The 17,741-nt window shown below is 38.1% G+C and carries 24 protein-coding genes and 1 pseudogene; 7 read left to right on the forward strand and 18 right to left on the reverse strand.

Translation table 11 applies throughout. The annotated features are described in order from the left end of the window. Nucleotides 1-106 precede the first annotated feature (106 nt). The 10 genes from JML65_RS23220 to JML65_RS23265 all read right to left on the reverse strand — a co-directional run bounded on the left by JML65_RS23220 (nucleotide 107) and on the right by JML65_RS23265 (nucleotide 4,368). A complete protein-coding gene (locus JML65_RS23220; protein WP_084087887.1) occupies nucleotides 107-391 on the reverse strand; it encodes a RebB family R body protein in 285 nt (94 codons plus the stop codon). Between the two features lie 81 nt (nucleotides 392-472). Further along, entirely contained in the window at nucleotides 473-733 is a 261-nt protein-coding gene (locus JML65_RS23225) for a RebB family R body protein (RefSeq protein ID WP_047486885.1), read from the reverse strand. Nucleotides 734-818: 85 nt separating this feature from the next. Beyond that, the gene (locus tag JML65_RS23230; RefSeq protein WP_084087888.1) at nucleotides 819-1,076 is read right to left on the reverse strand and encodes a RebB family R body protein; all 258 of its coding nucleotides are present in this window, start codon (nucleotides 1,074-1,076) and stop codon (nucleotides 819-821) included. Between the two features lie 78 nt (nucleotides 1,077-1,154). Next, nucleotides 1,155-1,415, reverse strand: a complete 261-nt coding sequence (locus JML65_RS23235) for a RebB family R body protein (RefSeq protein ID WP_047486879.1) — start codon at nucleotides 1,413-1,415, stop codon at nucleotides 1,155-1,157. Between the two features lie 465 nt (nucleotides 1,416-1,880). After that, nucleotides 1,881-2,108: a RebB family R body protein gene (locus JML65_RS23240; protein WP_115918451.1), complete on the reverse strand. Its 228-nt coding sequence runs from the start codon at nucleotides 2,106-2,108 to the stop codon at nucleotides 1,881-1,883. A gap of 25 nt (nucleotides 2,109-2,133) precedes the next feature. After that, complete coding sequence (locus tag JML65_RS23245; RefSeq protein WP_202272473.1) at nucleotides 2,134-2,529, reverse strand: hypothetical protein; 396 nt, start codon at nucleotides 2,527-2,529, stop codon at nucleotides 2,134-2,136. 39 nt (nucleotides 2,530-2,568) lie between these two features. Continuing rightward, nucleotides 2,569-3,396: a hypothetical protein gene (locus JML65_RS23250; RefSeq protein ID WP_084087891.1), complete on the reverse strand. Its 828-nt coding sequence runs from the start codon at nucleotides 3,394-3,396 to the stop codon at nucleotides 2,569-2,571. Further along, nucleotides 3,393-3,581, reverse strand: coding sequence for a hypothetical protein (locus JML65_RS23255; RefSeq protein ID WP_047486867.1), 189 nt, complete (start codon nucleotides 3,579-3,581; stop codon nucleotides 3,393-3,395). Before JML65_RS23255 ends, JML65_RS23250 begins: the two co-directional genes overlap by 4 nt. A gap of 38 nt (nucleotides 3,582-3,619) precedes the next feature. Then, a complete protein-coding gene (locus JML65_RS23260; RefSeq protein ID WP_202272475.1) occupies nucleotides 3,620-4,135 on the reverse strand; it encodes a hypothetical protein in 516 nt (171 codons plus the stop codon). 17 nt (nucleotides 4,136-4,152) lie between these two features. Next, nucleotides 4,153-4,368 carry a RebB family R body protein gene (locus tag JML65_RS23265; RefSeq protein ID WP_047400697.1) on the reverse strand — a complete coding sequence of 72 codons (216 nt, stop codon included), beginning with the start codon at nucleotides 4,366-4,368 and terminating at the stop codon, nucleotides 4,153-4,155. 477 nt (nucleotides 4,369-4,845) lie between these two features. On the opposite strand from JML65_RS23265, the gene JML65_RS23270 reads away from it, so the two are divergent. The 4 genes from JML65_RS23270 to JML65_RS23285 all read left to right on the forward strand — a co-directional run bounded on the left by JML65_RS23270 (nucleotide 4,846) and on the right by JML65_RS23285 (nucleotide 8,194). Beyond that, on the forward strand, nucleotides 4,846-5,184 hold the full coding sequence (locus tag JML65_RS23270) for a hypothetical protein (protein WP_084087892.1): 339 nt from the start codon (nucleotides 4,846-4,848) through the stop codon (nucleotides 5,182-5,184). 4 nt (nucleotides 5,185-5,188) lie between these two features. Further along, complete coding sequence (locus JML65_RS23275) at nucleotides 5,189-6,478, forward strand: TULIP family P47-like protein (RefSeq protein WP_047486858.1); 1,290 nt, start codon at nucleotides 5,189-5,191, stop codon at nucleotides 6,476-6,478. Between the two features lie 285 nt (nucleotides 6,479-6,763). After that, nucleotides 6,764-7,237, forward strand: a complete 474-nt coding sequence (locus tag JML65_RS23280) for a hypothetical protein (RefSeq protein ID WP_084087893.1) — start codon at nucleotides 6,764-6,766, stop codon at nucleotides 7,235-7,237. A gap of 30 nt (nucleotides 7,238-7,267) precedes the next feature. Beyond that, nucleotides 7,268-8,194, forward strand: coding sequence for a hypothetical protein (locus JML65_RS23285; RefSeq protein ID WP_084087894.1), 927 nt, complete (start codon nucleotides 7,268-7,270; stop codon nucleotides 8,192-8,194). Between the two features lie 213 nt (nucleotides 8,195-8,407). Here JML65_RS23285 and JML65_RS23290 read toward each other — a convergent pair whose 3' ends face one another. Next, nucleotides 8,408-9,322 (reverse strand): type II CAAX endopeptidase family protein, encoded by a 915-nt coding sequence (locus JML65_RS23290; RefSeq protein ID WP_084087895.1) that lies wholly within the window; start codon nucleotides 9,320-9,322, stop codon nucleotides 8,408-8,410. A 217-nt stretch (nucleotides 9,323-9,539) separates the two neighbouring features. On the opposite strand from JML65_RS23290, the gene JML65_RS23295 reads away from it, so the two are divergent. From JML65_RS23295 to JML65_RS23305, 3 genes are all read left to right on the forward strand, one after another. Further along, entirely contained in the window at nucleotides 9,540-10,109 is a 570-nt protein-coding gene (locus tag JML65_RS23295) for a helix-turn-helix domain-containing protein (protein WP_202272477.1), read from the forward strand. Between the two features lie 88 nt (nucleotides 10,110-10,197). After that, nucleotides 10,198-11,682, forward strand: a complete 1,485-nt coding sequence (locus tag JML65_RS23300) for a serine hydrolase domain-containing protein (RefSeq protein WP_202272479.1) — start codon at nucleotides 10,198-10,200, stop codon at nucleotides 11,680-11,682. A gap of 111 nt (nucleotides 11,683-11,793) precedes the next feature. Continuing rightward, a complete protein-coding gene (locus JML65_RS23305; RefSeq protein WP_237390975.1) occupies nucleotides 11,794-12,225 on the forward strand; it encodes a DUF3592 domain-containing protein in 432 nt (143 codons plus the stop codon). A gap of 43 nt (nucleotides 12,226-12,268) precedes the next feature. On the opposite strand, the gene JML65_RS23310 is transcribed toward JML65_RS23305, so the two are convergent. The 7 genes and pseudogenes from JML65_RS23310 to JML65_RS23340 all read right to left on the reverse strand — a co-directional run. Then, complete coding sequence (locus JML65_RS23310) at nucleotides 12,269-13,171, reverse strand: cyclase family protein (protein ID WP_202272481.1); 903 nt, start codon at nucleotides 13,169-13,171, stop codon at nucleotides 12,269-12,271. A gap of 32 nt (nucleotides 13,172-13,203) precedes the next feature. Beyond that, nucleotides 13,204-13,821, reverse strand: a complete 618-nt coding sequence (locus tag JML65_RS23315; protein WP_202272483.1) for a Crp/Fnr family transcriptional regulator — start codon at nucleotides 13,819-13,821, stop codon at nucleotides 13,204-13,206. A gap of 94 nt (nucleotides 13,822-13,915) precedes the next feature. Further along, nucleotides 13,916-14,461, reverse strand: a complete 546-nt coding sequence (locus JML65_RS23320; RefSeq protein WP_047487191.1) for a membrane lipoprotein lipid attachment site-containing protein — start codon at nucleotides 14,459-14,461, stop codon at nucleotides 13,916-13,918. 75 nt (nucleotides 14,462-14,536) lie between these two features. Continuing rightward, nucleotides 14,537-15,007, reverse strand: a complete 471-nt coding sequence (locus JML65_RS23325; protein ID WP_237390976.1) for a hypothetical protein — start codon at nucleotides 15,005-15,007, stop codon at nucleotides 14,537-14,539. 5 nt (nucleotides 15,008-15,012) lie between these two features. Next, nucleotides 15,013-15,780, reverse strand: a complete 768-nt coding sequence (locus JML65_RS23330) for a hypothetical protein (protein ID WP_202272485.1) — start codon at nucleotides 15,778-15,780, stop codon at nucleotides 15,013-15,015. Nucleotides 15,781-15,910: 130 nt separating this feature from the next. Continuing rightward, nucleotides 15,911-17,476 carry an ABC transporter permease/substrate-binding protein gene (locus tag JML65_RS23335; RefSeq protein WP_202272487.1) on the reverse strand — a complete coding sequence of 522 codons (1,566 nt, stop codon included), beginning with the start codon at nucleotides 17,474-17,476 and terminating at the stop codon, nucleotides 15,911-15,913. Beyond that, nucleotides 17,473-17,741, reverse strand: a pseudogene (locus tag JML65_RS23340) (ABC transporter ATP-binding protein); the annotation flags it as partial. The pseudogene JML65_RS23340 and the gene JML65_RS23335, both read right to left, overlap by 4 nt.

Here is a 17,741-nt window from a genome sequence, read left to right on the forward strand (position 1 = left end):
TCCTGCTTTTTCGGTAGGTAATGCCATAGTTATAATTTTTTATTAAGTTTAAAACAACCGGTTTTTCCGGTTGCTTGGATGGTATTCTGCTTTTCGCAAAAATGAATTACGGATTAAGGACTTTAGCCATAGAAACGGCATCTGCAATAGTATCCAGGCTGTAGATTTGTGAAATCCCCTGTGTAGTGGCAGCCTGAGTAACTATGTTTTGTTGGTTTTGTGAATTCACTGCATTTTCAAACATAATTCCTGTAGAATGTGCTGCTGTCTGGTACACGTTGCTCAGTGCTACGGCAGGAGATTCTGCGACTACTTTTACGTTCGATTGTGTTACTGCGTCTGTGATTTGTTCGTTGACTGTTGTTCCTGCTTTTTCGGTAGGTAATGCCATAGTTATAATTTTTTATTAGGTTTAAAGAACAACCGGATTTTCCGGTTGCTCGGATAGTATTCTGCTTTTCGCAAAAATGAATTACGGATTAAGGACTTTAGCAATGGAAACCGCATCTGCAATAGTATCCAGGCTGTAGATTTGTGAAATACCTTGTGTCGTAGCTGCCTGAGTCAGAATATTTTGTTGGTTTTGTGCATTCACTGCATTTTCAAACATAATTCCTGTAGAATGTGCTGCTGATTGATATACGTTACTCAGCGCCATTGCAGGAGATTCTGCTACTACTTTTACGTTGGACTGGGTTACTGCGTCTGTGATTTGTTCGTTGACTGATGCCATAGTTATAATTTTTTATTAAGGTTAAAAATCAACCGGTTTTTCCGGTATTGTAAAATTGTTGTATGCTGCGGTCTGCAAAAATGGATTAAGGGGTTAGGATCTTAGCAATAGAAATAGCATCAGCGATGGTATCTTTACTGTAGATTTGAGTAACACCTTGTGTTGTAGCTGCCTGGGTAACGATATTGTGCTGGTTTTGAGCATTAATCGCATTTTCAAACATAATTCCTGTAGAATGTGCTGCTGTCTGATACACATTACTTAAAGCTATTGCAGGAGACTCTGCTACTACTTTTACATTCGACTGAGTTACTGCGTCTGTGATTTGTCCGTTTACTGGCATAACGATTATTGTTTATGGGTTAAAAAACAACCGGATTTTCCGGCTGGGATGATCACTTTTTATCAAAAAGTTTAAAAATTAGGGTTTAAGGATCTTAGCAATCGAAACGGCATCTGCTACAGTATCCAGGCTATAGATCTGCAGGATTCCCTGAGTAGTGGCTGCCTGACCTAAAATGTTTTGTTGATTTTGCGTATTGACTGCATTTTCAAACATAATTCCTGTAGAATGTGCTGCCGATTGATACACATTACTTAAAGCCATTGCAGGAGATTCTGCTACTACCTTTACGTTAGATTGCGTTACTGCGTCTGTGATTTGTTCATTGACTGTTGCCATAGTTGTAATTGTTTTTGGTGAGATCTGATCTCGGTTAATAAATTATTGATTTAAACTAGTTTTCTATTCTATTTTTAAACTCACAACAGATCCTGCAGATGAATAAATTTCAAAAGCATTGGTATAGACTGGTAATTGATGATTAGATCCGAAGGGTGATTCTTAATACAATGGTTGAAACCATGATCTGTAAAATCTGTGCGAGTTTAAAGCATATTTTTTATTAAAAGGATGCGGTTATAATTTTAATATCTGTCTTAAAAATATATTTCTGCTATAGGTATGCCGGCAGTGATCGATTCCTTTGGGCCGGAAAAAAAATGGATTCTGAATGATTGCTTTTGTACACTGACAGCATCTAAAAACCGGTGCAAAATAAATGTTGACCTGATGGTATATGTTGAGGGCACCGGATTTTATCTTTACAGAGAAAATAAACCGCATCCATAGTTTTTGATGCAGGGATTAAAACCTTCCCTTTTTAAGCATTTCCAATTCTCGGTATTTCCGTTTTCCGGAACTCATTTTTTTGACTCCCATGACATAATTGGTTATTCCCATCATAGAGTCCCGTTGTTGGTTTAACGCAGAATTAATCTGCATGAGCCCTGTGGAATGGGCACTTACCTGTGTAGAAATGGCACCGGGCACAGCCGTAGACATTCCTGTGATGAATGCATTAATTTCGTTCATAGTATATATTTAGTTTTTGATGTTTTTAGATCCGAATATTACCAAGCCTTGTATTCAGCTTATTCATTCGCTCCATTATTTTTATCTCTTTCTCCTTTACCTTTGCTGTTGAAGCCTCCTGAAGCTGTTTCAGCTGTTCTTCATAGTTCATTGCCGGGGCAGCAGAAGCAGTGGGTTGGAAATCCTGAGTGGGAGCTGCTTCTTGCTGTTTAACAGCTTCTTCCAGTTTTTCCAGTAAAGGTGCCAGTGATTTCATGGTCTCCTTTATTGCTTTTTCTTTGATGTAATTAATGATTTTATCTTCGTGCCTCAATACAAGAGGCATCACTTCTTCTTCAATGATAGCAGGCTTATTGTATTCTTCTGTCACCGGGACAGGAGGCTGCTGAACAGGAACTTTTTTGGGAATTCTTCTGCGCATTAATGTTGTTTTTTATGATGTTAAAAAAATACCTGGCAATTACAGTATATAGCCGATAAATGCAGAAGCAGCCCTCCAGTCCGGATTAAGCCCTCTGATTACATTATAGCCTGTAACTTCTAAAGAAATACACCCAGAAATAGCATTGGCTGAAAGCATTTCTTTTAATTGATTGTGAGGAAGGGTTAGAATATAATCATCCGAAATCACAATAGGCTTCCCATTATTTACTGGCGTTTCATTCACTACAATACTTAGGATTTCCTGGAAATAATGGGCAATCAGCTTGGAAGCCTGAAACTCCAGTTCCCTCTTTAATTCTATCATCTCAACCGGAGTGACCAGATCAGAAACATCAGAAACATCTACATCATGTACCGAATACATTGCTTCTCCTGTATTGGATGGAGTAATTGTAATATCCGTTTTGAGAATGCATTTTGATCTTTCAAGATTAATTGTGAGAGGTTTTGAATCGCTCTCCGGAAGTGCAATGTCGCTTAAAGTAGTAAGGGGTAAAATTCTTACATTACAATAAAAGGCTTTCGGATCATCCAGCTTGATCATAATAACTACGATTCCGGTTGATTTATCCTTAGGTTCTATCACAAAAGACTGAAAATGATTGTATCTTTTACTTCCCCTGGTGCAGTTGACCAGTCTTACAGAAGGTTGTATATTAATGTCCGATGTTTGGAGATTAAATACAATACGCTCTGCATTATTGTCGGTTTTCTTGCTATCTGTGTTTTTTGTGTCCAAATAAGCGGTATCACTGTTTCTGGTCAGATAAAGCCGTTCATTTAAATCATGTAAGCTCTGTAGATTTAAAATTTTAGCGGGTTTGGTTACTGTAGAATAATTCATTTCTTATTTATTTTAAGTTTGTCAATGAGTTGGGTTATTATGGTTTTCTTTTCTGTTGTAACTTCAGATTCTTCTGAAGGAATTACTGCTTCTTTAATTTCTGGTTTTACGAGTGGCTGTGTCAGTTTTATTGACTTCAATACTAATTTCCCCTCATGATCAGCCGTAATAAAGCTTTTTTTCATTTCTTCTTTTTCTGATGAGGTTTGTTCCGTTACCGGATCTACCTGTTTTTTTTTTCAGGATCTTCAGCCTCTGATAAAATATCGGTATAAGGGGGAGATACCGGTGTTTCATTCGGAATGGGAAGCGTATTGGCGTTGTATATGGTATTGGAAATTTTAGCTTTTACTTCTGCATAATCACTCACCATTTTAAATAAGTCTTTCATCATTTCATTACTATGTCCCGTCCCCTCTGCCTGTACAAATTCAGCTTTGTGAGCTTCTGTATCTTTACTGCCCGGAGCAGGACCTACAGGCGATCCGTAAGTCAATAAATTGTTGGCTAATCTGCTTAAGGCAATAAGACCTACCTGCTCAAATCCTTTTAAAAAAGACTGCAGATCCTGAACCATCATTCCCGTAGACTGTTCAATCATTACTTTTGCTACTCCGGTCATAGGGGATGCTTTTGGGGGTGCCAATACCTCACTGTTTACAAATACTACAGCTTTCTCCACCGGAGTGGTGGCATGCGCTGTCTGCGATTGTTGGATTTGACTGTTGTGCTCATTCATGATCGTAAGGTTTTAGATTATCCTTTTAAAATTTTAATGGCATCTGCAACAATCGCAGGATTAAGCTGATTTAAGTTCTGCTGATTCGTTACCGAATTCTGAATGGAAATTCCACTGGCATGTGTAGCCATCTGGTAGAGCATACTCATGGCCTGTGCGGGAGATTCACCAAGCACGGTAACATTCGTCTGCGTTACTGCATCTGTAGTCTGATTGTTTACTGTATCTGCCATATTTTGGGTTTAAATGGTTATTATTATTTTTAATTTCAAACATCTTTTTTCAAAGATTTCCTTTCAATTCAACACTTTCTTTTTTCTTATCGAATATTCAGTATGAGATTGTTAACCTCTTTTGTCTGATACAAATTTCATCAATCAAAATAAATCTTCATTAAGGGAAAAGACTGAATTTTAAAAAATAAGGGAATTCTCTCATGGGTGAAATGTTGGGTGGGAGCGTTGTATTTATACATTATGAGTTATGAGTTATGTTTTTGTTATTTAATCAGTGTAGTAAGAGTATTTATACTGAATACATAATTTGGTTATTTACACTCTAAAATTCCCTTCTTTTTGTGCGTTACTTTGAGCTTACTAATCAGAAAACAAATCAAAAAAGCAGGGACGATCTTCATATCGTTATTGTTTATAATCAATAGGGAATGCTGAAAACCTTTAAGAGTAGGCAACAATCAAAAATCAAATCACATGGAAAAACAGACTTTAACCGAAACATCATTTCAATTTAATGAAAATGGAAAATCCTATGATGTAAGCTTTCATGCCAACAAGGGCTTTTCTTCAATGATTACATCAAATATTACCTCGGATTCAACAGTTAATAAAAAAATCCAAGAGGCTTTTGTTGCCTTAATGCCTTACGAGAACAGAATCATAGAATGGATCTCAAGGTCAGCGGATAATGGTCAGCAATATGTGGAAAATCCTATGAAGGCTATGCAAGATGCCAATATCGGGATCCCGCAGGATGTTATTCAGATGGTCAAAGAGGCTTCTGATATTTTATTAACCACCCTAAAAAAATAAAGATATGGCAACAGTAATGACCCAGGGATGGGACCTAGTAGCGGTAGCAACCCAATCACTGCTTAATGAGCTTATTGGAGCAGCTTACAATGATAATCTTTTCCCCAGTAATGTTAATACATCATCAGGAGGGATAACATTTGACGGATCTTTTGGTACACCAACCACCAATTTAACGCCCCCACAAAGTTCAGGCACAAGTTCTATGGCCTCTATAGAAGTTCCAATAAGCGGAACTCTGACATTCTCGGGCGCTTCTCATGTGATTCCGGATGGGAGTACTCTGCTTATTATTTCCAACCTTCAATATTTAAGTGTAACCCTTGACGGTACTGATGCGGTACGGTTATATTTGGATTTTACCAGTCAATATGCTATATTTAGTGTAAGTGTAAATCCTCCGCAAGGTTGGGTAGCTGTATTAAACGGAATGGTGGAATATTACCTGCAACAGGTATACAAAGGAGGTTCTTATTATCTGGGAACTGTAAATCTGGAAGGTGTCCCAGCTGCTGTACAGCCTGTAGGGAGTATTTATTTTGCCATTCAGGCCAACACCTCAAATCCGGACTCTAATATTTTGGCGTTAGTAGCCAATACAAGTACGGGATCTGCTGGTTCATTAAATTTTATGGGAGGCCCGGCTCTATTGCCATCAGATCAGAATGCCGCCATGTATATATCTAACCGGTGTATTCTTAATAATATGCTGCTTCCTGTTCTGGCTACCCAATTAAATACCACCGCCAGCTCATTTACAGTAACAGGAAACTCCAGTACACCTTATAATGTAAGCCTCAACACATCTGTTAATCTCGATGGCGAGTATAATCCTAAATTAACGAGTATGAATAATTACGTTAATAACAATGGACAGATACAGTCTGATTACGGTGCCGTTGGGTATCCTGTTTCGGCATTTTCAAGCTTAATCTGGATAAATGTGAGTGGTCACATTTATCTTACTCCGGGATTATCGGGGCAGACGATCTCGTTTAATGTTGATGCACCATCCGGAAGTGGTTCTGCAGCATTAAGCCCGGGCGGATGGGCTATTGTTGGAGCATTGATTATTGCAACATTTGGAACTTTAGGGGCCTGTGTAGCCGCTGTGGTAGCTATTGTTGTCCCAATAGTGGTTACTCAGCTTAAGTTTAATATCAGCTTATCTCAGGTAGGAGCCAATATTGGAAGTGCCAGTACTTCTTTCAATTGGCCGGCGGCTTCCATAGCACCTTTAACAGGTGTGACACTTCCCGGAGATTTGATTTTATATATAGATCCTCAGGTTTAGTATATATCTGTGAATTGTCAAATATAATAGTAAAAACTGTTTAAGAATGGATTGGTCAAAGACTAATCCATTCTTTTTTTGATCGTGTTCAAGGCAACCACAATCCAAAAATAAGAGGGCGTTTACATGTAATACGGGTAAACCCTTACTTTTTGAAAATGGGGTTTTCCCCTTTGATGAATCAGAATCTTTACACAGAAATTTGTGATATCAGTTTTCAGAAAACCTGGTTCAGGTTTCATTGAGTAAATAAAAACTTTAAAAATTCAATTATAAACTTATATCATGAAAAAAAAATATGTACAACTGTTGTTTTCTGCAGCAGGCGCAGGGACCTGGATGGGAAGAAATGAATATCAGCAGTACCAGGCCTTGTTGGAACCCAATAAAGTAGACCGGAAGGGACGGCTTGGTGCGATGATAGCGACAAAAGACTTTACCTCTGATCAGGTGGGTTATGGAGTTCATTTTGCCATACGATTAATTCATCTTTTGTTTGGAAATGTAGGAGAACAGAAGATAGGTGAGGTATTTAACGACTCTGATGTACAGAAACTACTACAAAAGATCAGTACTCATGAAAATCATAAAACTGTAGGGAGTACCGAAGAAGATTATTGGCAAAGTGAGAGAGGCAAAGGACAACATGTTTTAGATGAGCTTATGATTTTGTTTGGTGCTAATGTCAATGCAGAGACGCGTGCATCTTTACAGGAACTGGCTGCTAAAATAAGGGAGGCCGGTTCTTTCGGTCAATAGTAGTTTTTTACCCATTTAAAAATAATTTATATGCTAAAAAAAATAGTAGAGGAAACGGAGCCGGAGGATCTTATATGGAATCATCCGAAGGCTATTTCTTTAAACTTCAGAGAGGCCTTAAGGAAAACAGAAGGCAAAAAAAATCCATCTTATATGCTCCCCCAAAAAACTGATTTGCAAATTGTAGAATTTGATGATCTTGATTTTAGTGGGGTTACGGTGAGCCAAAACGTTGGCCTACTTAAGAGATACTTTGGGTATAAGCGGATCAATTTAGGTCCGGTATACTTTTTCCCATACATTTCCGGAACTCCAAAAGATGATTTTTCAAATATAGGAAGATTGGAAAATATTCCCTTGTATCCTACCTTAGCCGAGCCGCAATATGTTATTACCGGAGAAATGAATGGCTGTGCTATCATTATAACAAAAAAAGACGGAGCAAAAACATTTACAGCATGGCACTTCCAAAGTCCAGATTCTGTAAATAACCGGGAAAAATTACGTGCATTTTTAAAAGAATACCGGAATGAAATTTACAGCTACCTTTGCTTTAGTGATTACGCAAGTGAAAACAATGATGAAACTTACAATGAGAAGGAAAGAGAAGGTTTTAATTATCTGTTTTTCAATAGAAAGAACCATGGGGATGGTAATGACTGGGTGGCAGGAACCTGGGAACTTAGATGCATTCCTCTTATAAGAACTTTAAATAATCCAAAACAGGATGATCCCTGGGTTGGAGATTTAATTAGTTTTTCAACGAAAAACAAGTTTACAAGACCTATAGATTTTAATCAGCCACTGATACCTGCTAATGAGACCGGTGATCTTATCATCAACTGGATCATCAGCCATATTACCTATGATGTGACCCTCCGAAACAGGCCGGTGTTACCACCTTTACCCCCTGGAGTTTCAACATTGCCTCCTGTAAGTATCATTAATGATCATTAAATCTGTGAAGGTTTTCTAATGTAAAAGTTGAGGAAACGTTCATTCTAAGCTATTTTATGTGAATAGATACAAATTCGGAACAGGATTAGAACTGTTCCGAATTTGTATATAAAATAGGCACAGACAATTCCATGTTAAATACTCCTTTATCCAGAAAATTCAGAAAGATGGAAAAGGCAGATTGATATAAGGCAATCCTAACGTTGTTGCATGTTATGATAATGGTTGAATGGTAACAGATGAATCTGATTTTTCAAGAGTCTGCTCCGGCAGCTCCTTTCGTTTTCTCCAGAAGAAGTACGCTACGATAGCTGTAGCAATGGGAAGAGCAATACCAAACTCGTCGATATAATAATTGGTATGTCCTTTGTCTACCGTAAGAGGGGTAAAAATAGCCTGAATAAAAAGGTTATGGCTGGCGTGTAAAATAGCCGCTGTCCACAGGCTTCCGGATTTTAAGCGCAGCCAGGTGAAGATAAAACAACACGCAAATATCATAACCGTAAAGCAGGTTAATGCCAGCCATTTGGGTCCGCCCGTATTGTAATTGGAAAAAAGAAGAAGAGGATAATGATAGAGTGACCAGATCACTCCCATCCATAAGGAAGTTGCAGTATAGGAGTTTATTTTCGCTAATTGTGGAGTCAGAAGTCCCCTCCAGCCAATTTCTTCGCCCAGGGCAGAACCAATGGAACGTACCATTCCAAAACTGCTCATCAGAAGGATGTACAGAATAATGGTTACTCCATCAGGGAGGTTCCAGCCCATACCTTTTCCTGTTTCAGCCACAAACTCATGGTTATAAAAACCACCGGCACCACTTATCCAGATGATAAGGTAGGGGACAAGGGAATACAGCAGCGGAATACAATACGCCATCACCTGATATTTGGTGAGTCCCCATTTCCAGCCCAGGGAAGCAATAGGGATTTTTCTGATACGACAGGTCAGCAGTGCTGCAATAGCCGGACACCACATAATAATGGTAGCGTAAGATATGGCTCCGCCTCCTAGTTTTCCGGTAACAATACACATATAATAAACAGGTAGACAAAACAGCAGGGTGAGTCCCAGATAGGTTGCTATATTTTTCCTGATTTCCGATGGAGAGGCTGAGGTATTTTCCATAAAAAGATTGGTGTTGTGGGTTGTATGAAAATGCTATTTAAGTGATTATCGATAACAAATCATAAATAATTTTAATAAAATTACATTTATTTTTGATAAAATGGTTGATTTTTATAGGAATAACTTTTCTACTGCATTGCTTCTACCGTTACTACTGAAAAAGATGTAAATTAGCCAGCGAAAATGAATACATATCTCTTTGTAGAATACGCATGCTATGTCTAAATTAAAAGCAGTAAGAGAGCAGAAAAATCTGACCCAGGAAGAATTATCAGAAAGATCTAAAATTTCTGTGCGCACGATCCAGCGGATAGAAGCGGGTACGGAGCCTAAAGGACATACACTCCGGGCGCTGGCACAAACCCTGGATATAGAAGAAAACCTATTGCAGAATGATATTGCAGTTGCAGTACATACCGATGAGAAAACCACAGAGATCAAAGAAGAAGCACCAGAAATAAACTATTCTCTGATTAAAATAATCAACCTTTCTTCGCTTTTATGTATTGTGCTTCCACCTCTTAATATTTTAGCTCCCCTGCTGCTGATGTTTACCATGAAGCAGAGAAACAACCTTGCCCGACAGATTATCTCGGTTCAGATGTTGTGGACGGCAATGGCTCCTATTGTATTTATGTTGGGGATTTTTCTAAAGCTCGGAGGTCCGTTTACCCTGATCCTGATGATCCTGATTGCACTCTCTAATGTATTTATTATTCTCCGTAATGCAGCGGAAATAGATAGGAATAAGAAACTGTATTTCAGGCTGAATTTCAGTATGATATAAAGCATGTCAGGGCTTTGTCGGGTTTTTGTCAGGTTCATTTTTTGCATTGAAACGGACTAAAATTTAATCTTTGTCAAAATTATTAACAATGACAAAGTATACTCATTTTATACTCCCTTTTTTCATCTTTTTCTTCAGCAATACACAAGCACAGATAGAAAAAACTGATGCCCTGTACAAGACTATTATGTCCAGAGACAGTCTTCTTTTTTCAGTAGGCTTTAATACCTGCAATATTTCTCAAATGGAGAATATGTTGAGCGACCGGCTGGAGTTTTATCATGACAAAGACGGTATTTCTGATAAAAAGAAATTCATGATTGATTTTAAAAACGGACTGTGCAAGGCACCGGAAATGCGCCAGGTAAAAAGAGTTTTAATAGATAAAAGTTCCGAAATCTATCCGATGTACCAAAACGGAAAACTATATGCCGTTATTCAGAATGGCAGCCATGAGTTTTCTGAAAAAGAAAAAGGAAAACCCGAAAAATTAGGGGGGAAAGCTAAGTTCACCAATTTCTGGATGATAGAAAATGGAAGCTGGAAACTGGCTAAATCCCTGAGTTTTGATCATCAGGCAAAATCAACGATTCAGGAGAATATTCCTGGGGATGATCAGACGATTGAAAGCTGGCTGGAAGACAATAAAATTCCGACACTCGGGCTGGGAATTATTGAAGAAGGAAAGCTTAAACAGATAAGGGTTTTTGGGGAAATAAAAAAAGGAGTTCCGGCACCTTATAATACCTATTTCAATGTGGCTTCGCTTACCAAGCCTGTAACAGCAATGGTAGCACTGCGTCTGGTAAGTTTGGGGAAATGGAAGCTGGATGAACCTCTTGACCAGTACTGGGTAGATCCTGATGTTCTAAACGATCCAAGACACAGAAAGCTGACCACCAGACTTATCTTGAGCCATCAGACAGGATTTCCGAACTGGAGATGGATGAATCCTGATAAAAAGCTAAACTTTCAGTTTGAGCCGGGAACACAATACCAATATTCCGGAGAAGGTTTTGAATACCTGCATAAAGCGTTGGAAAAGAAATTGGGAAAACCGTTGAACCAACTTGCCCGGGAGCTGATTTTTCAGCCGCTTAGTATGAATGACACCGATTATATTTGGAATCAGCATACAGAAGAATCGAGATTTGCGATAGGATATAATAAAGAAGGTCAGCCTTATCCCACGGAAAAAAACAAAGTAGCCAATGCTGCGGATGACTTGCATACTACCATTCAGGATTACGGTAATTTTATGGTTAGCGTTATGAAGGGTGAACATTTAAAGCCTGAAGTTTTTCAGGAAATGACCAAAAATCAGGTAAAAACGAAGGAGAATAAATACTTCGGATTGGGTTTTGAAATCTATGATTTGGGAAATGGCAACTATGCCTTATCACACGGAGGAGCTGATCTTGGAACACGCTGTATTGCCTTTGTACTTCCAAAATCAGGAAAAGGAATTCTCATATTTACGAATGTAGATGATGGGTACAAAGTATATGAAAAGCTGGTAGTTCATTATTTGGGAGAAGAAGGAAAGAAAATTGTGGCAATAGAGACCAAATAGCAGATTGATTGGCAGGACTTAATTAGGATATAGTAAATCTTTGTATATTTATATTGAAGATATGAATCTGAAAATCAATGAGTAGTCAAATGTCTGTTTGCAGGAAGCAATATGATGAATAACCATAAAAAGAAAGCTATGTGGCCATATTATATCATCCTTGGGGCAGGAGTGATTCTGTTTGTTGCAGCGTTACTGAGCTTCAGAAGTACACTTGCATTCCTGCAGAAAGCAGAAAAGGCAACAGCAACTGTTACCTCTCTGCGGGTAATTGAATCAGACGGAGAGGTATATCTACCTCTTTTTACCTTCCGGACTCGAAATAATATTGAATATACCTATGAATTGCCGGAAGGAAGTAATCCTTCATTCTGGGCAGTAGGCGAAACAGAGACCGTTATTTATGACCCTGCGGATCCTTCTTCTGTAAGATTATATACTTATTTCAGAATATTTGTCTGGCCTTTGGTACTGATCTCTATAGCCTTGCCATTACTGGTAGTTGGCGGAGGATATTTTGTCGCAGCTCAGTTTTTAAAATAGCCCGGATTTCACTATTTATCAATAGAAATTCTTGCACAGAAAACTATTTTTGTAAAGTCTGTTTTACCGAAGCAAATGCCCTTACCGGAAAAGTTCCTACCCCTTTGAATTTTGGAGGAGCAGCGGTAAAAGTGATATCTTCATCAGGAAGTTTATCCAGATTACAAAGGTGTTCCACAATTAATATTTCGGCATATAAAAGAATGGTATGTACCGGCCTGCTTTTGCCTGTTGTATCATCGATATTATGGGAATCAATGCCGACAAGTTTTACCTGACAGTCTTTAAGATATTCTGCTGCACTTTCCGTAAGGTAAGGATGGTTTTCATAATAGGTTTCAGTATTCCAGTGACGATCCCAGCCGGTATGAATGAGTATGGCTTTATTTCTGATCTCCCTGTTTCTGAAATGTTCGTCTGTGATTTCCAGTGTCTCAGAATAAGGAATCCGAAAGACTACGGCATCTAATTCAGCAAACTTTTCCAATTCTATTTCGGCTGTATCTTTTCCGTTTTCAAATCTGTGAAAAGGACAATCGATATAAGTTCCTGTATTGGTGACCATTTCTATACTGCCAATTTGAAACTCTGTACCTTTGTCATAAAACTTTTGAGAATCCCTGCGACTTAGATAATCACAGATATGAGGAGCCGGAAGCCCTTTATAGGTGATCAGCCCTTCTTCGATGGTATGGCTTAGATCTATGAGTCTTTCCGTAGGGGAGTGTTCTTTTGCGGATTTTCTTTTGTGAGGCTCACTGAAGATCTGCTTATTCAGAATATTTACTTTGCCGGCCATAAGTAACCTAAGATCTTCAATAATATAATCTGCAAGCTCCTGATCTGTAATGTTATCGCCCATGATGTCCAGTCTGAAATCTTCCCCTTTAAGATTTCCTCCGTTGGTAAAATAAACTTCAAAATCAAATCGTACTCTTTTGTCCATAATTGAATTATTTAAAACAAAAGTGCAGAAAATCAGATCTTATTTACTTGACTTAAATCAATTTGCTTCAATTTTTTACTTCTGATGCGGCTTAATGTTTCCGGGCTTATCCCCAGATAAGAGGCGATATGGAAAAGAGGAATTCTGTTTTCCGAATTGGGGAACTGTTCAAGAAAATACAGATACCGTTCAAGGGAATCATGCAACAGGAAAGAACTTTCCCTGCAGCATTTTTTGATAAACTCTTTTTTCAGGATCTGATTGAGGAGCACATGCCATTTTTGATCCTGCAATAAAAGGCGGTCAATTAAAGTTTTGGGAATAGCAATGACCTCAGATTCCTCGAGACATTGAAAATTGAGATATGTTATTTTACCGGTCAGAAAGCTTGTTAATGCGGTAAGAAAATCATTTTCAAAGAAAAATTCAGTATTGATTTCACGGTGGTCTTTAGTATAAAAACTTCTTACCAATCCTTTATTTAAAAAGAACAGATGATCCACAATTGTATTTTCCCTGATTAGAAAGCTGTTATTTTTTAAAGATAGAATACGGGTTTCAGACAAAAGCATTTGCTTCTCCCTATCCGTAAGATCAAGCAAAGGATATATTGCCTTTTCAAAGAAGGTATTGAGATTAAAGTCTGACAATACTTTGATATTTTTAGTGTTACACTGAAGCAGCCATTAGGTTAAAAAAGGAGAGGAGTACAGATTAAGTAACTCCTCATTACCTTTTTAATGATTATTTCACCTTTTCTAAAAGATAGAGTTTAGCTCCGGAAAATGCCAGTTTGGGCATTACATTACCTTCCAGAACCATTGTTTTGTTGTTGACATCAATGACGGAAATATAGTTGTTGGAGTTGTATTCTATATAGTTTTCCTTTTCTTTAGTCAAAGGATTTTTTCCAAATTCAAGAGAATATTTTACCCAGTCTTCTTTCTCAGAACTGCAGTGTACCGGCTGAAATTTAGATTTTTTAGCCTTGAAAATAATCTGATCATAACTTTCTGTACAATCTGTACTGAATGAACTTTCCGGGTTCTGATCTTTCGAAAAATCTTCAAAAGAACCACGGTATACACCCACTACTTTCCAGGTTCCGTCTAAACGGTCTTCATCAATCTTTCCTTTAGCTTTGCTTACGGCCCAGCTAATCCCGTTCACCGTTCCTTTTACTGCCTTGTAGCTTACATTGACTGCTCCCTTTACCACTTTTGCGGCAGTGGATACTACACATGAATTTAATACAAGAACAGCTGAGGCGAGAAATATTATTTTTTTCATATTGTCAGGTTTTTTTTATTTGCTGCGAAGATAATGTTTTTGAAAAAGATGGTTGGGTAATTTTTACCATCGCTTTCATTCCTTTTGATCAGATAACTCAGGTCTTTTAATAATATAGCCAAGATCATAATATATCTTGTTTTCCTGCCTGGTTTTACCCATTGCCTGTACTTCTTCGCCTGGAAGCAGTTGTTTCTTCTCCATCAGGTTTTTCTTATATTTTTCTAAGGTAGGGAGCAGATATGATATGAAAGTGATCTGATTCTGAACATTGGCATGAATAAACATCCATTCATCAGACTTTTTATTAAAATAACAAGACAAAAGACCTCCTTGTTTTTTGGGACCGCTGTACTTCATTTTAAACCCTTTTTGGACCAAAAGGCTGTCTGTATTAAGTTTGCCGGGGATGATATCATACCAGATGCCGGATGAGGTCAATGTCTGGGCAGAAGAAATACAGGTTCCCGCAACAAGAGCAATACCTAACGGAACTTTTTGTCTCATAGTTACCGTTAAAAATAAGGTCAGTATATTGTTTTTCATAGCTTTCATTTAGGTGCCGGGATGTATTCCGGAATATAGGCCTTTTCTTTTCCGAGAGTTTGAATATATTCTTTGCTGTATACATTCAGACGTATGTTTGAAATCTCAATCATTTTAGAATTTTTGTTTCCTGAATGATCGTATGAGAGGATCTCTTCCTCTTTTCCATCTTTTTTAGACAGAATGTAATAGAAGTTTTTATTTTCCCAACAGCTTACTTCTTCAGATGAGCTATCCTCAATAGGTATACGTTTGCTGTTTTTTTGTAGAAAACTCAGCAGGTTTGAAAAATCATTTTTATTTCTTGAGGCTTTACTGGCTCTTAGATACGCAAACTCTCCTTTATTGTTTTCCGCCATGTCCAAAGAAGGGAATGCTACCGTATTTACAATCGCCAAAGTATCTTTTGCTTCATCATAAGCTACTGTTTTATATTGATAGCCAAAATATTTGACCGGTTTCTTTTTTCTGCTCATCCAGTCATTGGTAGACTCAAGATAAAAGTCTGAGGGCAATCTTCCTTCAGATGCGTAGAAAGCCAATGTGTCTTTTTCAAACATAGCTGTTTCCAGGGCTTTTAATGCCGCGTTTTTATCCATCTTTTTGAGATCGGTTGATAGAATCTCATTAGTCTTCTGCAATCTTGATTGGTAAAATTTTGAAACACTGAATGTTTTATCCAGTTGATCTATCAAAAGAATATCCGTATCCTGAGCATGGCAGGAATCCAAAAATAATGATAAGACAATAAAAGGAAGTATTTTATTCTGCATGTTTTTAATTATAGCTAAAGATAGTTCATATAATATCTTTCAAATTTTATTCACTCTATTTTAGTATTTTTTTAACTGTGATTGGATTGGGTAAGTGTTCAGAGTACCGTGCAGTAAAAATAAAGGCAACCTATTTTCCGTCTACATACCTTTTAAGATCAGAGATGCTTTTTATCTTAAGATCTTCAGCTTGTTTTCGGCGCATCATTAAGGCATATGCATTATTAAAACCAAGCGGTTTCAGCCATTGAATTCCATATTGTTGTTCAAATTCTGAGTTAACATATCGGTAGGTTTTATCAGCGCTTTGGGTAACATTTTTCAGGATTTGTGGCGTAGGCTGTAGGAGGACAAGAAGCCCGGTTCCCGTGTATTCAGGGTAAAAATCAATTGCGTCATTCATTAAGGCATCAAAACAGATTTTAGTTCCTCCCAAGCCTGTTTTTGTTTCCGCTTTATAGTCCGTATATCCTTCAATAAGCATAGTATACATTTCTGCAAGAATGTATTGTTCCCCGAAGATTTTTGAACCTATTCTTACCGTTCCTGAATTTCCTTTCCGGGGACTTTTGTAGAGACTATTCTGTACTAAAAAATCCCTGGCAATCTTCTCCGGTGTCTGGTGGAGATGATCAGACCTGTAATTTAAATCGGTCATAATAGAATCATTGAATTTTCCCGCCAGCAGATTTAAAGCTTCTTCCAGTTCCGGAAATTTTTTCAGAGTTTTGGTTTTAATGATGGGAGCCGCAAAGTATGGGGGAAAGATTTTTTTATCATCATCCAGTACATAGAGATCAAAGGCCTTGATTCTCCCATCCGTAGAATAACCACTGATCAGATCCAGTTCTTTTTCATAAGCTGCTTTATACATAATGGCATCATTGACAACCAGTGGATTTACATTGAGCCCATAGACAGAACGCAGCCCGATGTCACCATCCTGCCTTCCCATAAATTCCGGGGTAAAACCTGCTTTTATTTTATGATGTGAAACAGAAGTAAGCAGATAGCCGGCTGCCATGATAACAAGAACAATCGGTGCTACATATTTCAGTTTCCGGAATACCAGATATCCCGACTTTTGTATCATAGCAATCACCTGGTCCAATAGAATAGCCAGTAATGCTGCAGGAATTGCACCCGCCAAAATCATATTGGTATTGTTAAGCGAAATACCTCCAAAGATAAATTCTCCCAAACCACCTGCTGCTACAAATGAAGCCAGGGTGGCTACCCCTACATTAATAACGGCGGCTGTCCTTATTCCGGCAATGATAACAGGCATAGCTAAAGGAAGTTTAACCTTAAAAAGCAGCTGGCTTCTGTTCATTCCCATTGCTTTGGCAGACTCAATCACAGCAGGATCTACACCTGTTATTCCGGTATATGTATTGCGGATAATAGGTAAAAGAGCATAGGTTAACAAGGCGGCAATAGCCGGTTTAGGACCGATGCCGAAAACGGGAATCATAAATCCAAGCAATGCAATACTGGGAATGGTCTGCAAAATACCGGCAATACCAAGCACAGAACCGGAAAGCCTTTTTTTTCTGGCAATCAGTATTCCTAAAGGAAGTCCCACCGTGATCGCCAATAATAAAGACAGAAAGGTAAGCCCAAGATGCTGAATAATCTGGGTTATTAACTTTTCGTGCTGTTCAGCAATAAACTGCCAAAGACTCTGATGCGTCATACGGTCTGTAATTTTCTGTAATGATTAAATGCTTTGACCAGATTTTCATACAATCCTGTATGATTGTGATCTGAGCTTAATGTCTGCAGGGCATTCCAGACGCTTGTGTTTTCTGAAAGATCAGGTTCGTGATAGGAATCTTCAGTATTCAGGAAAGGGGCAATATCCTGTAAAGTGGCTACTTTATATTCCAGCAAAAGCCGGTTTTCAGCAAAAAAATTGAGGACAAAATTATTTTCAGGACGATAAAGCATTTCTTTTGGAG

It is taken from the genome of Chryseobacterium sp. KMC2 (assembly GCF_016756935.1).
Taxonomy (GTDB): domain Bacteria; phylum Bacteroidota; class Bacteroidia; order Flavobacteriales; family Weeksellaceae; genus Chryseobacterium; species Chryseobacterium rhizosphaerae.

What these genes read in the sequence shown, in the direction of transcription:
- JML65_RS23305 (WP_237390975.1), top strand. Translation starts at nt 11,794, where the DNA reads ATGATGAATAACCATAAAAAGAAAGCTATGTGGCCATATTATATCATC.
- JML65_RS23240 (WP_115918451.1), bottom strand. Translation starts at nt 2,108, where the DNA reads ATGAACGAAATTAATGCATTCATCACAGGAATGTCTACGGCTGTGCCC.
- JML65_RS23250 (WP_084087891.1), bottom strand. Translation starts at nt 3,396, where the DNA reads ATGAATTATTCTACAGTAACCAAACCCGCTAAAATTTTAAATCTACAG.
- JML65_RS23330 (WP_202272485.1), bottom strand. Translation starts at nt 15,780, where the DNA reads ATGCAGAATAAAATACTTCCTTTTATTGTCTTATCATTATTTTTGGAT.
- JML65_RS23255 (WP_047486867.1), bottom strand. Translation starts at nt 3,581, where the DNA reads ATGAAAAAAAGCTTTATTACGGCTGATCATGAGGGGAAATTAGTATTG.
- JML65_RS23225 (WP_047486885.1), bottom strand. Translation starts at nt 733, where the DNA reads ATGGCATCAGTCAACGAACAAATCACAGACGCAGTAACCCAGTCCAAC.
- JML65_RS23275 (WP_047486858.1), top strand. Translation starts at nt 5,189, where the DNA reads ATGGCAACAGTAATGACCCAGGGATGGGACCTAGTAGCGGTAGCAACC.
- JML65_RS23320 (WP_047487191.1), bottom strand. Translation starts at nt 14,461, where the DNA reads ATGAAAAAAATAATATTTCTCGCCTCAGCTGTTCTTGTATTAAATTCA.
- JML65_RS23325 (WP_237390976.1), bottom strand. Translation starts at nt 15,007, where the DNA reads ATGAAAAACAATATACTGACCTTATTTTTAACGGTAACTATGAGACAA.
- JML65_RS23230 (WP_084087888.1), bottom strand. Translation starts at nt 1,076, where the DNA reads ATGCCAGTAAACGGACAAATCACAGACGCAGTAACTCAGTCGAATGTA.
- JML65_RS23265 (WP_047400697.1), bottom strand. Translation starts at nt 4,368, where the DNA reads ATGGCAGATACAGTAAACAATCAGACTACAGATGCAGTAACGCAGACG.
- JML65_RS23295 (WP_202272477.1), top strand. Translation starts at nt 9,540, where the DNA reads ATGTCTAAATTAAAAGCAGTAAGAGAGCAGAAAAATCTGACCCAGGAA.
- JML65_RS23235 (WP_047486879.1), bottom strand. Translation starts at nt 1,415, where the DNA reads ATGGCAACAGTCAATGAACAAATCACAGACGCAGTAACGCAATCTAAC.
- JML65_RS23270 (WP_084087892.1), top strand. Translation starts at nt 4,846, where the DNA reads ATGGAAAAACAGACTTTAACCGAAACATCATTTCAATTTAATGAAAAT.
- JML65_RS23290 (WP_084087895.1), bottom strand. Translation starts at nt 9,322, where the DNA reads ATGGAAAATACCTCAGCCTCTCCATCGGAAATCAGGAAAAATATAGCA.
- JML65_RS23310 (WP_202272481.1), bottom strand. Translation starts at nt 13,171, where the DNA reads ATGGACAAAAGAGTACGATTTGATTTTGAAGTTTATTTTACCAACGGA.
- JML65_RS23220 (WP_084087887.1), bottom strand. Translation starts at nt 391, where the DNA reads ATGGCATTACCTACCGAAAAAGCAGGAACAACAGTCAACGAACAAATC.
- JML65_RS23335 (WP_202272487.1), bottom strand. Translation starts at nt 17,476, where the DNA reads ATGACGCATCAGAGTCTTTGGCAGTTTATTGCTGAACAGCACGAAAAG.
- JML65_RS23300 (WP_202272479.1), top strand. Translation starts at nt 10,198, where the DNA reads ATGACAAAGTATACTCATTTTATACTCCCTTTTTTCATCTTTTTCTTC.
- JML65_RS23260 (WP_202272475.1), bottom strand. Translation starts at nt 4,135, where the DNA reads ATGAATGAGCACAACAGTCAAATCCAACAATCGCAGACAGCGCATGCC.
- JML65_RS23285 (WP_084087894.1), top strand. Translation starts at nt 7,268, where the DNA reads ATGCTAAAAAAAATAGTAGAGGAAACGGAGCCGGAGGATCTTATATGG.
- JML65_RS23245 (WP_202272473.1), bottom strand. Translation starts at nt 2,529, where the DNA reads ATGCGCAGAAGAATTCCCAAAAAAGTTCCTGTTCAGCAGCCTCCTGTC.
- JML65_RS23280 (WP_084087893.1), top strand. Translation starts at nt 6,764, where the DNA reads ATGAAAAAAAAATATGTACAACTGTTGTTTTCTGCAGCAGGCGCAGGG.